The sequence below is a fragment of the Paenibacillus sp. J22P51 genome (genome assembly GCF_059692215.1).
The window spans coordinates 1-12,720 of sequence record NZ_JCAUAZ010000007.1 but is presented as its reverse complement, the minus strand read 5'-3'; the positions used below and the strand labels follow the sequence as shown (position 1 = coordinate 12,720).

Here is a 12,720-nt window from a genome sequence, read left to right as displayed (position 1 = left end):
AAAAACCTATCCATCAGCAACAGGATAGGCGAAAAATGTGTATGAAGTATGATAATATTGTGACAAATTTGTGAACAAATCAAACACTCCTAGGGAATACGATCTGAAACTCCGTGCCTTCCCCGATACGAGAGCGGGCTGCTATTGTTCCATTCATTCCAGTGACTAGATGTTTCACGATGGTTAGACCTAGTCCTGTCCCCGAGATACCGTCCGATTTGGACGTTCTAGCCTCATCCGCCTTATAGAAGCGATCCCATATCCGCGATAATTCCACAGAGCTCATTCCAGTCCCCGTGTCTCGAATATACAAATGGACTTCTTTCTCGTGCTCTTCCAAAGCTACTGTTAACGTCCCCCCCTCAGGGGTGAATTTCAATGAGTTATACATTAAATTATGGATGATTTGGGCAAATCGATCTGGATCTAACTGCACCTGGCACCCTTCCCCATTCTCCTCTGGCAGAATAAGATGCAGCGAAATGAGCTTCTCCGCAATGGCAGGCTTTAGGAGCTCAAGTGAGTCTTCCACTAATTCAACCATATCTACCGGACGTAATCGGAATACATCAACCCCATTTTGAATCTGAGCAAGGTCCAAAAGGTCTGTTACCAGACGTTGTAAACGCTGCACCTCTTGATCGCAAATGTGTAAATAATGCGGGTACTTCTCCTGTGGGATAATGTGATCATTCATCGCAACTATGAATCCGCGCAGCGTTGTGAGCGGCGATCTAAGCTCATGAGAGACATTGGCGAGAAATTCCTGCCTCGTTTCCTCCCACTCCTCCAATTTCTCCACCATAAAGTTAAAACTCTTAGCAAGCTGTCCAACTTCATCCTGTGATGTAACGGGAACTCGTGTCTTGAAATCCCCATGAGCCAGCTCTAAGGCGGCACGATTCATCTGTTGAAGCGGCCCTGCGAGTTTACGGGAAACGATGAACAGGATAAAGCCTACCGCAATGAGTGAAAAAAGAAGCGGCAGCAAAATGTTTAGCCGCACGGCTGAGATGACCTCTCGTATATCACCAGCAGGGAAATGAAGAATAATGACCAATGGCTGATCGTTTAATTGATAGGGAGCATAAAAAGCAAATAAATTTCTAGTCCCTTCCTGCGTGTCCAAACTAATCATGGTATGCCCTGAATGGCCATGCAAGCCATCAATAAATATGGCATCCATCTGCTTGGGAATCGCTCTTCCCTCACCGTCTGATGAACCGTTGGTGATATTCCCTTTCTCATCTACGACCCAGACTTGACCATTAATACTTCTAGCGAGAATACGAACGGTATATTTCAATTCACGAATGGAAATCGTGCCATCCTGAACAGAATTTAACAATCGGATCACTTCTGTATTCCGTTTTTCCAAAAGCTCGATTTTATCTTTATAGAAAAGATCTGTGAAATAATAATTCCAAAAAACGAATAAACCAATAAAGAAAAGCACACAAGTCGCAAGGAAGGAGAGGAAAATTTTAATATATAAACTATTGTATCTCCCCGTAATCCAACGCTTAAGCATGCTGAACGACCTCGAACGAATACCCAATGCCCCAGAGGGTTTGAATATTCCAAGTCTCATGCTGACCTAGCTTCTTTCGCAAGTTTTTCACATGCGCATCCACCGTTCGAGTGCCACCCGAGAAATCAAAATTCCACACATATCCGAGCAGGTCCTCGCGCGTAAAGACACGACCAGGATTGCTCATTAGGAAAAACAACAGTTCAATTTCCTTCGGTGTCAGTTCAACACGATTGCCATCAACCGTTACCCGATATTGCTCTAAGTCGATCATAATATTGCCAATTTCTAACCATTTGCGTGGAGAGCTTTGCGGCCCAGACATATCAGCAGGTATTTGCAAGGTTCTACGAAGTACAGCCTTAATGCGCGCAATGAGCTCATTCGGATCGAACGGCTTCACTAAATAATCGTCGACGCCCAAATTGAAGCCTCTGAGCTTGTCCAAGGACTCGCCTTTCGCAGTAAGGAAAATAATCGGTGTGTGATGATACGGAGCATCCATTTTGCGAATTTGCTCACACAGCTCATACCCGGAAACATCAGGAAGCATAATGTCAAGCAGCACCAAATTAGGCCGCTCACTCATGATCGTTTTGAGGACATCACCGCCGCGAAACAATTGAATCGCTTCAAACTTCGAGTGCTCCAAGTACAACCTGACAACCTCAGAAATATTGGGTTCATCTTCAACGACTAGAATTTTGCCTTCTGAACTCATTCCATGCCACCTAATTCCTTCCGAATGATTTGTTGGCGAGCTCTCTCTTCAATAACCTCTGACCGGTCTCTTCGCGTATGCTTATGAACGATCATTTCATCTGACATCCGACTTGGCGCTTGCCAGCTCCACCCTTTTTGCCCGCATAATTCAAGGCACAAGTTCAGCAGCTCAGAATCAGCAATAGGTAAATTCATATCTTTAAATTGATAGTCATCCCGTTCGATCGCCTGCCAAGCTTGCTCAATTCTGGCTTGCAGTTCAATGTCATCCAAGCCCAAAGTTCGCACATCCTCAGCTTGCAGGTTCTTTGCTGCACTTTGCAGCATTTTCACAGCCCCAGCGTAATTCCCTCTTCGACTGTGGTACATCCCGACAGCAATTTGAATAAGCCCAACGTAAGTTAGTCTTGCTGGATCTTTGGGATTTTCTTTCCAATATTCTTCCATGACTTCATGACATTCGAAATAATCCCGCTCTCCGTGAAAATAACATAAATAATCGGTGTATGCCTCTGGATATTGCGTCATATGAATTCCCCTCACCTTAAGTTCATCACGGTAAACCATTCTCCCTCATGTTACTAAAAAGTCGGGACATCGTCCAACTTCACGATTTATCCATGAACTTCCAACAGAACGAAAACGCAACCAATCTACCATTTCATGCGTCCAATAGAGTAGCTTAGTAGAAAGAGGCGGAATGAATGAAAATTGGTAAATGGTTACTCACGGGCACCCTAATTCTTTCAATGACTGTACCTTCAACTGTACTCGCAGCAAGCAACACAGGTACAAGCGCAGATAAAACGACGAAATATCGAGTCTATCAGTACAACCAGGTGCTAATGGAATTTGCAACCTATGCTGGGGCAGAAGCATATGCGAAATGGTTCTCGAACAGCCACGTCGAAGAAATCGGTACACGTACTTGGGTGTGGAGCAATCTCCCCCGATATCAAGTGTATCAACAGGATGTAACGTTGCCAGAATGGCAATTCGCCACGCTGAATGAGGCGATCTCTGAAGCTAAGAAGTGGACGAACGCGAGTGTGCGTGATTTGCAATCCACAGGATGGGTCTGGAACAATTATGCGCGTTACCAACTCTATCAAAATGAAATTACGCTGGATTCTTGGAAGTTTACGAGTCTGACAGATGCCATCGCCGAAGCCAAAAAATGGGGCGGCGCTCATATTATCGATTTGAACTCGAACGGGTGGGTATGGGATAACATCCCCCAAGCTGAGAAGGCTGCAAACAGCGCAGGCAGCGTGCAATACAACGTGTATCAAGGAACATTTACAGCTCCAAATTGGGGATTTGCTTCCTTAGAAGATGCGATTCATGAGGCTCTCAAATGGGGGAACTCGACAGTCGTCAATATCAACTCCAAAAAAACCGTTTACAGCAATCTTAAAGCATATAAAGTTTTTCAAAATGACGCTTTACTACAGGAATTCACTTCCATCGATGACGCGATCAGCTACGCAAAGCAATGGGGACACAGCGCCATTTATCGGGAAGGTCGTAAGATCTGGAACAACTACGCCTCTTACCAAGTGTTTCAGAGTTCAAACCTGATTGGTGAGTTTAAGACCCTACCGGAAGCCTTATCTTATGGTAAACAATATAGCAATGCGTCTATTCAAACCTTGGAGCACCGCATGCTCTGGGATAATTTCAAAAAGCTGCAAGTGTGGGGCTGGAACGGAAGCTCAGGAGCAGAAACGATTAAAGCACATGTATCGAATACGCTCGGTCTAGACGTGGATTCTCCCTCCTATTTCGAGTTGGCAGATAGCGCTGGTAATCTCAAGGATACGTCGAATGCCGACACCGTCAAATGGTTGCAAAAAAGTGGTTATACCGTGTACCCATTAGTTAGCAATCAGTTTAGCTCATCTTTAACAACGCAGTTTCTGGCAGACAATGCCGCCCAGGACAAGTTTATTTCGGCTTTGGTCAACCGCTCCGTGCAATTGGGGGTTCCAGGGATCAATGTGGATTTTGAAAGCTTAGCGGGTTCTGATCGCAATGCATTCACGGCGTTTATTTCAAAATTAACTGCTTCCGCGCATGCCAAAGGATTAATTATTTCCATTGACCTGCCGCGCGGCAGCGTGAAGTGGAATCATCTTTCCGCTTTTGATCACGAGAAGCTAGGTGCCATCGTCGATTATATCTGTATCATGGCTTACGATCAGTACTGGAAAGGAAGCACATCGCCTGGCTCCGTTGCAGGTATTCCTTGGGCCGATGGCGGCATTCAAGAGTTCCTCTCGTACGGTATTCCTCGTGACAAAATCATTCTAGGCATCCCCTATTATGTACGCGAATGGCAGCTGGATGCGAAAGGCGCTTTAGTAGGTAACCGCACCGTTCTTATGAAGGACATTCCTGCTTTAATGGCTTCCAAATCGACCACGCAAACATGGGATAATGAGTTTGGTCAATATAAAATCGAGTACAAAGAGAATGGCTTCACTTACGTGCTTTGGCTGGAGAATCAAGCTACCGTCACAGCTCGTATGGACTTGGCGAAAAAGTATGACATCGCGGGCGTCGCGGCTTGGCGGTTAGGCTATGATTCGGCTGATTTGTGGCAGGCAGTGCTGCAGAAGAAGTAGGATCTATCTACTATTGATGCTAACGACTTAAGACAACCTGATATAAACCTGAAACGCAAAAAATAAACCTGAGATTTGGACTTCGTCCTTGTCACAGGTTTATTTTGATAGGTGCTACACTCACGGTCATAAGAGTCCCCATTGGCTGAAAGTCGTCTCCGTCCCGCAATCCGCGCAGTACTTCGCATCCGCTTTATTGACCTTATAGCAACCCTTATGCATCAGGGATTTCTCTTTCGTACATTTGTTCTTGAGCGGCGCTCCACAACGAATGCAGTACCTGTCTTCTTTCACGGCAACGTACTTGCATCTGACACAGGTTTGAAGCTCATTCTTCTCAGCCATATCTTCATCCCCTTGAAGTCCTTGACATACTACTTCAAGTATATTCTATACATGGTTACACTTGTTCCTAATTCAATCCATACATCTATACACTTTATTAGATCTACGTCTGCACCCACCTTGTATAAGTATTTTTAGCTCCATGTATAAAAAGAGGTCCCTTTCGCCCACCCTATGAGGTAGGGGAGGTGAAAAGGACATGGCAAAAGATGTAATGTGTGAAGTGAATTCCTGCAAATACTGGGCCAATGGAAACAAATGCAATGCAAGCTCGATTTCCATCGTGAGCCACCACGGTAGTAATCAAGCTCGTAATTCAGAAGAGACAGATTGTAGAACATTCGAATCCAAAGTTTAATTCAGCTTTAGCCCGATTCAAGATCAAGTTGTGAATAGAAACGTTGAGTTGAAAAGAGGCCTTCATGGCCTCTTTTTACGTTTCTACGTCTATTGTAACCAATAATGATAATTATTATCAGTGTTGTTGGAATAGATTTTCGTTGTTTTAAAATTCTTCAAGGTCCTCAAGGTCCTGTGTCGGTGCTTGACAAGCGAAGTTCTGGCACACATACGCCGTGGCCCGACCGCCAAGCGGCAATTTGTCTTGAACCAGCGGAATCAGCTGGCGCACCTCTTCACCTTCCGTTCCCTGCGGGTGAAGAATCAGCAGCGCATTCGGCAAGTACTGCCGCTGAACCGTGCGCAGCATGTGCTGTGTCTCAGGCTTCGCCGGGGCGCCGGCGATCACAATTTCGCAGGCTTCGCCACATGCGAAATCAAGCGCGGCCAGCGTTAGCGCGTGGCCCGGCGGGTACTTACTGACAGCTCCGGCGAACGCCCGGAGCTGCTCATCGGCTGCCTGCGACAGCTTCGCGTCGTAGGTCAGCCTTGACAGCCGCAGCATATTGAGCGCGGCTGCTCCGTTACCCGACGGCATCGCGCCGTCGTAGATCTCTTTGGGGCGGGTGAGCAGCTGTTCGGCATCGCTGCCGTAAAAGTAGAGCCCGCCCCTGTCTTCGTCTCCGAAGAGACGAAGCATCTCTGCGTTCAGCTGGACCGCTTCACGGAGATAGCGCAGCTCGAACGTTGTCTCATACAGCTCGATCAGTCCCCATACGAGGAACGCGTAGTCGTCCACGTAGCCCAGGAACGCCGCTTCGCCATCGCGATAGCGCGCGAGCAAGCGCCCATCTTCGCGGCGCAGCTCGCGAAGCAGGAAGTCCGCGGCCTTCGCGGCAGCGTCCGCGTACAATGGCTTGTCCAAGGCACGTGTCGCCTTGGACAGCGCAGCAATCATCAGACCGTTCCACGAGGTCAGAATTTTATCATCCTTGCCCGGATGGATCCGCTTTTCGCGATGTGCGAAAAGCTTGACGCGGGCAGCTTCCAAACGCTGCTTCAGCTCATCCAGAGGGATTTGCTTCCGCCTAGCCACAGACGCCAACGTCGTGTCGAGCAGATTCGGGATATTTTTTCCCTCAAAATTCCCTGACTCTGTCAATCCGTAGATCTCACTAAAGAGGTCTCCCTCATCAATCCCCAATACGTCCTCAACTTCGTCCATCGTCCAGACGTAGAACTTGCCTTCCTCGCCTTCCGAATCGGCATCCTCCGCAGAGTAGAAACCGCCGCCATCGTCCGTCATATCACGAAGCACATACGTCATAATTTGCTCAGCGACTTCGCCATATTCATCTTTTCCCGTCACCTGATAAGCCTCTACGTACGTCATCACCAAAAGTGCGTTATCATACAGCATCTTCTCAAAATGCGGCACTAACCATTGGGCATCAACAGAATATCTGGAGAAACCGAATCCAATGTGATCATACATGCCCCCACGGTACATAGCGTCTAGCGTTTTCTCAACCATTTCAAGCGCTCGCTCATTCCCCGTTTTCTTATAATATCGCAATAAGAATGACAGATTGTGAGAGGTAGGAAACTTCGGAGAGCTGCCAAATCCACCATTTTCAGCATCAAAATTAGACTCATACAAACGAAAAGCCTCATGCAGCGTTTCCTCTGACATTGTGCCGCCTATTTGATGCTCCAGCAACCGACTTGTCGTTTGACTGATCACTTGATCACCAAGCTCGCGAACTCGCTCAGAGTCTTCCCTCCACTTACTTGCAAGCTGTGCGATGATCTCAACCATCCCTGCTCGATTATATTTGCGACTGCGCGGAAAATAAGTCCCTGCGAAGAATGGCTTCTTCTCTGGTGTTAAGAACACCGTCAACGGCCAGCCGGCTTGCCCGGTCATTGCCTGACATACCGCCATATAGATATGATCGATATCAGGGCGCTCTTCACGGTCTACCTTAATAGAGATGAAATCTTTGTTCAGCATGTCAGCTATGGTTTGATCTTCAAATGATTCGTGTGCCATAACGTGGCACCAATGACATGTAGACATATGCACTACTCGATATTTGTATAGCCGAAGCTAAGAATAGCCTATGGATAAGAATACAGGTTTACCTTCGCGTCCAGCTTTAGAGAAAGCTTCTTCTCCCCATGGAAACCAAGCAATTGGATTATGCGCATGTTGCAATAGATAAGGTGATTTCTCATCAGCAAGACGGTTTGTAAATTTGTGTTTTCCTGTTTGATCGGACATTGAATTACACTCCCTTGAATGGCTTATTGTCATAGCATTTACATTCTTCTTCATCTTGACCAGGATGCTCTTGAAAAACAGTCATTGCGTCTAAAGACAGCGATAATGATTGCTCCAATTCACCTCCTTGATTTTTGGATTTTCTTTGTTATGTACCGAGTTTAGCATACCCTTCAAAAAAATGAGCCACGATACCTCCAAACTTTTTACGAACCCCGTTCGTCTTACAGCTATAAAGGCAACTTGATAAACTGAGTTGTACTATAATTAATCCTCGGAGGTATTATACATGAAAAAGAAAACGATGATCGTAACCGGCCTATTTGCCACTTTGACACTTGGAATGGCAGCAGGAGCTTTTGCTAATGGCTCGCTTACAGAGGTAAAAGCATTTCTAGATTCATCCGTGCAAGTGAATGCTAGCGGGAAAGCTATCTCTCTGAAAGATGAGCAAGGTAACGAAGTAACTCCGCTTAATTATAATAACTCGATCTATTTACCTGTACGTGGTGTTGCTCAAGGACTTGGTTATAATGTGACATGGGATGAGAACAGCAAAACGGCCTATCTTAGTGAAAATAATGAATTCCTCACGTTCCGTGCAGATGAAGAACTCATCCTAGCTAAATATGGCTACACGGTGCATATCCCTTCATCTCTTGGAGGAAAAGTACGCCCTACCGTATGGCCACAGGAATCTCTTGCAAAAGGCGTTGAATCCGGCAAATTGTCCAAGAACGTGAAAAGTGCGATGGATATTTTGTATCTTCCCAAAGATGTAACAGCTCCAGCAACTGTAATGGCTACTATTGAAGTGTTTACACAAACAGATTGGGCTGCTGATCAGCACGATGCAAATGATACTGTATTGGCTTCAAAAGGCAGCTACGTATATGTGCTGCATCATGCACAAAAGAATACGTTTGCCGCTCAGAGTGAAGATTATACAATCTACCAACAAATTGCTGATCAATTTACGCAAAATCAGTATGAGCTCGTCCTGACTCACGCGATTAACTTAAACCCAACCGTAGTATCTCAACTTGTCGGTAAGTGGACCGAAAAGCAAAAAGCTACCGAAATGGAGCTTACTAGCGATGGCGTGCTGTATCGTGCGGGAGTAGCTGTGGGTAACTATTTGATCCTAGATGCCGGGCATATTAAGTTCGTTGCAGACAGAGCCATTAACACTGTTTCTTTCACAGTAGATGGGAATACACTGCAAATGGGCGGTCAAACGTTTACAAAACACGAATAAGCTTACGCCTAACATATCTCCAAAAAAAAGCCTGAAAGCGCGTAAATCGCTTCTCAGGCTTTTCGTTTATTTACTTCCACTGATGATTGTCGTTTAACAATTCATGACAGCCCACTGGACGCCTGATCTAACAGCTTAGCCATCAAATCGAAATCAGGCGTATCGCCTTCGCGGATTTTCAACCATTTCCGTTCAGTAGGTCCTTCATAACTTTTCGGGACTTCCAAACCTGTCGCATTCATAATCATAAACGCAATCGCATCCTTAGACGGCGAAATAACAGCGGCATAGTGACCATTCTTCAAAAAATGAGGTTTCTTATACTGAATACGCTCGGCGACCTCGGGAATGACCTGATGGACCAATTGACGAAGTCGATTACTCACCTCAACCTGCCATGCTGGAAGCTTTTCGATAAAATCGGTTACCTCTTGATTCATAGTAGCGTTGTCTCCTTTTATTTCCCATATACAGCTGAGAAAAAGTATCATAGTAATATTCTCCAGCTATGTGAATTTTCCTTGTTTCCATAACGTTCCTTCAGATCCGATGAGCTTCGATGCTAGATAGGCGTAATTAAAATCTGCTTATCATAAATTCGTTTTAATACCAAGAACTGTAGGTACACGAGATACTCAAAAAGTAGTATGGTTACGTAGAGTATCCTCGTTGAACGGATGTGAGAAGGGTGCGAAAGAAAAGAACAAAAAAATCCGTAAAATCGGACAGATATATACCTGTTATTTATAAATTCGTCATTAGTCATGTATTCGCATTGTTATGGGTGTTGTTTTCCATCTATTTGTCTCAGAGATGGATTGTAGAGTTGGGAGAAATTATTACCTTGCCGGGGGCTCTGTTGGCAATTACGGGGATAGCTTATATACCTGGCTATTTAAATGCGTTTATGGTTGTGAGTTTGATAATGGATAAACAACCGAAATTCATAGAATTGAATCCAAAAACGGCAATAACAATTTTGATTGCTGCGTGGAATGAAGAAAAAGGTATTAAGGATACTTTGCTTCAAGTGGCTAAGCAAGACTATGAAGGCGAAATAAAAGTCATCTTAGCTAATAACAATTCAACTGATGCAACGGTGGAAGTAGCCCAAATAATTGCATTAGAAAATAACATCGACTTATTAGTGGTGCATGAACACAGAGCAGGGAAAAATCACGCGTTAAATACGGGCTTAACCTATGTAAAGACGGAGTATATGATTACCTTGGATGCAGATACATTGATGCATCAATCGGCGCTAAGGTATCTTGTAAGTCGTATGATATCAGCTCCACCTGATGTGTGTGCAGTCGCGGGTGCGGTCCTAGTAAGGAATAGCCGCGAGAACATTTGGGCTAAAATTCAAGAATGGGATTACTTTTTAGCTATTGCATCGGTAAAACGACTACAAGGCATGTATCAACAGACTTTGGTTGCTCAAGGTGCCTTTAGTATGTACAGAACAGAAACAGTTAAACAAATGGGTGGTTGGTCAGATTCGATAGGTGAAGATATTGTTTTAACATGGCTATTTTTAAAACATGGATATCGTGTATTTTTTGAACCTCTATCTGTTGCGTTTACCTCTGTACCGACAAACTTTGTTCATTTTGCAAGACAACGAAGCCGATGGGCAAGAGGTATGATCGAGGGACTTAGGGCTGTAAAACCATGGGAACAACCTAAAGTCTACGCAAAGTATCTAACAGGAATTAATTTTATGATGCCTTATATAGATGCAACCTATGCACTTATATGGCTACCAGGACTTATCCTTGCATTCTTTGGTGTGTTTTGGATTGTAGGACCGCTGACCATATTAGTGCTACCGGTAACCATGGTTAGTTACTTCACACTGTACCGTTATCAAAAGCACGTATTTCGTTCTTTGGATTTAAAAGTGAGAAAGAATAAGTTAGGATTTATTTTATTTGTGTTGGGATATCAAATAATTATGAGTCCTGTATCGTTGTTGGGGTATTTGCAAGAGTTCTTAAAAATGGAGCGGGTTTGGAAATAAGTGTAGTTCGGGTGTGATGGGTATAATAATAATGAATTTTTACGTTACACCAGCATATCGTTTACATGTGTAATTCCCCCTATATGCAAAAATCATGCCGAAAAATGAAGAAGGTTGACATGAATTTTTCAAATTTATTTGCAGCAATAGAACCTGCCAATCTCGTTAGTTGTCTAATAAGTCAACGAGGCAAACTCTTATTTGAGCATTTTCGAGATCCTTCCAAACATGATACCCTTGCTAAGATCAATTCCTGTACTAAAAGCATTCTGTCATCCCTATTTTGCATAGCCATGGATCAGGGATTATTGCCGGATCCGATGACACCAGCATCTGTATTTTTCCCGCGGCTTGGGCAAGAACCGCACTCCGGCAAAGGCGAAATCACACTGCTTCATCTATTAACGATGACTTCTGGCTTCAATTGGACCGAGTTCGGCGGTCAGAATTCCTTCCCTACTATGACCAGAACATCCAATTGGATTGACTTCGTATTAGATCTACCTTTGTCCGACACGCCTGGCATGAAAATGACTTACAATTCAGGCGGCTCACAATTATTATCTGCCATTATTATGGAAGTAACAGGCATGCCGGTAGCCCGTTATGCCGAGTTATTTCTATTCGGCCCCCTTGGGATTGAGTCATATGCGTGGGAGCACGACCCACAAGGAATTCATACGGGAGGTTTTGGACTGTCACTGCGTCCTAGTGATATGCTCAAGTTTGGTCAACTCTACTTACAGCAAGGAAAATGGGGGAACAAACAGCTAATTTCGCAAGAACTTGTCGTTCGTTCCACGCAACCTGCGATACGTGCGGAGGCACCACGTCGCGGCAGCTATGGCTGGCATTGGTGGACAGATGCCTACCCTGATTCTTCTGAAGAAGGATCGCCCGCGAATACGATAACCTACTTTTACGCATATGGATTTGGCGGACAATGTATTTATATCATCCCTAGTCTTGAGATCGTCGTCGTATTGACGAATGACCAACGCAAAAAGAGTAAGATTCCACTGAATGTGTTCCGTCAGTCTGTTGCGCCTTTTTTGGTGGAGCTATGTTAAAGTGACATCTACCTATTGGTTGGGGGCTGGCTGAGTTGGGTTGGTTGACTCGGTCGATGACTTAGTTGGCTTGCTGTATCTGTTTTGAAAGGGTTGCTTTTGATGACTATATTGGCGAGGGTGATTGGTTGTAGGTTTGCTGGGAGTGCAAGGTTTAGTTTGGATGATGAGAATAGCTGGGGATGATCGTACTAACTAGGTTTCGCGAGGATTCTGGACCCGTGAAGATAAATTAACTGGAAATTGTACAGCTATTCCGGAGGAAACTCCCCGATAATTCAGTTTAGATGGAAAATATGTAGTTAATTTTCGTCCATATGCTCATCTCGACAAAAATGCCTGAAATTAGCTGGAAAAAATCCATTTATTCGGAATTTATTGGGGAATTCCAAAGAATTAACTGGATAAATGCACTTAGAATTAAAAGTGGACGTCTCTTAGTGTAGAAGTAATAATAATCTTAACTATTATCTAAGAGGTGTCTGTCCATGAGCGAATCAAGACAACGATATAATGAAAC

10 protein-coding genes and 1 pseudogene are annotated in these 12,720 nt (G+C 44.6%); 5 read left to right on the top strand and 6 right to left on the bottom strand.

Annotation, left to right across the window (positions count from 1 at the left end):
- Positions 1-79 precede the first annotated feature (79 nt).
- Genes AC58QC_RS16270 through AC58QC_RS16260 form a run of 3 tightly spaced genes read right to left on the bottom strand, consistent with a single transcriptional unit; the run spans position 80 to position 2,782 of the window.
- Complete coding sequence (locus tag AC58QC_RS16270) at positions 80-1,531, bottom strand: sensor histidine kinase (protein WP_497416178.1); 1,452 nt, start codon at positions 1,529-1,531, stop codon at positions 80-82.
- Positions 1,524-2,252: a response regulator transcription factor gene (locus AC58QC_RS16265; RefSeq protein ID WP_497416177.1), complete on the bottom strand. Its 729-nt coding sequence runs from the start codon at positions 2,250-2,252 to the stop codon at positions 1,524-1,526. Before AC58QC_RS16265 ends, AC58QC_RS16270 begins: the two co-directional genes overlap by 8 nt.
- Positions 2,249-2,782, bottom strand: coding sequence for a DUF309 domain-containing protein (locus AC58QC_RS16260; protein ID WP_497416176.1), 534 nt, complete (start codon positions 2,780-2,782; stop codon positions 2,249-2,251). The genes AC58QC_RS16265 and AC58QC_RS16260 overlap by 4 nt, the downstream gene beginning before the upstream one ends.
- Before the next feature lie 176 nt (positions 2,783-2,958).
- Here AC58QC_RS16260 and AC58QC_RS16255 point away from each other — a divergent pair, with 176 nt between their 5' ends.
- Complete coding sequence (locus AC58QC_RS16255) at positions 2,959-4,881, top strand: glycosyl hydrolase family 18 protein (protein ID WP_497416175.1); 1,923 nt, start codon at positions 2,959-2,961, stop codon at positions 4,879-4,881.
- Positions 4,882-5,007: 126 nt separating this feature from the next.
- Here the strand turns inward: AC58QC_RS16255 and AC58QC_RS16250 are convergent, their stop codons facing one another.
- Complete coding sequence (locus AC58QC_RS16250; protein WP_497416174.1) at positions 5,008-5,226, bottom strand: hypothetical protein; 219 nt, start codon at positions 5,224-5,226, stop codon at positions 5,008-5,010.
- A gap of 199 nt (positions 5,227-5,425) precedes the next feature.
- Here AC58QC_RS16250 and AC58QC_RS16245 point away from each other — a divergent pair, with 199 nt between their 5' ends.
- Positions 5,426-5,584 carry a DUF1540 domain-containing protein gene (locus tag AC58QC_RS16245; protein WP_497340425.1) on the top strand — a complete coding sequence of 53 codons (159 nt, stop codon included), beginning with the start codon at positions 5,426-5,428 and terminating at the stop codon, positions 5,582-5,584.
- A gap of 147 nt (positions 5,585-5,731) precedes the next feature.
- On the opposite strand, the pseudogene AC58QC_RS16240 reads toward AC58QC_RS16245, so the two are convergent.
- Positions 5,732-7,849: pseudogene (locus tag AC58QC_RS16240) on the bottom strand (thioredoxin domain-containing protein).
- 289 nt (positions 7,850-8,138) lie between these two features.
- Between AC58QC_RS16240 and AC58QC_RS16235 the strand changes: the two are divergent.
- Positions 8,139-9,107, top strand: coding sequence for a stalk domain-containing protein (locus AC58QC_RS16235; RefSeq protein WP_497416173.1), 969 nt, complete (start codon positions 8,139-8,141; stop codon positions 9,105-9,107).
- A 101-nt stretch (positions 9,108-9,208) separates the two neighbouring features.
- On the opposite strand, the gene AC58QC_RS16230 is transcribed toward AC58QC_RS16235, so the two are convergent.
- Positions 9,209-9,547, bottom strand: coding sequence for a DUF1801 domain-containing protein (locus AC58QC_RS16230; RefSeq protein ID WP_497416172.1), 339 nt, complete (start codon positions 9,545-9,547; stop codon positions 9,209-9,211).
- A 248-nt stretch (positions 9,548-9,795) separates the two neighbouring features.
- Here AC58QC_RS16230 and AC58QC_RS16225 point away from each other — a divergent pair, with 248 nt between their 5' ends.
- Positions 9,796-11,130, top strand: a complete 1,335-nt coding sequence (locus tag AC58QC_RS16225) for a glycosyltransferase family 2 protein (protein ID WP_497416171.1) — start codon at positions 9,796-9,798, stop codon at positions 11,128-11,130.
- A gap of 119 nt (positions 11,131-11,249) precedes the next feature.
- Positions 11,250-12,200 (top strand): serine hydrolase domain-containing protein, encoded by a 951-nt coding sequence (locus AC58QC_RS16220; protein ID WP_497416170.1) that lies wholly within the window; start codon positions 11,250-11,252, stop codon positions 12,198-12,200.
- Positions 12,201-12,720: the final 520 nt, after the last annotated feature.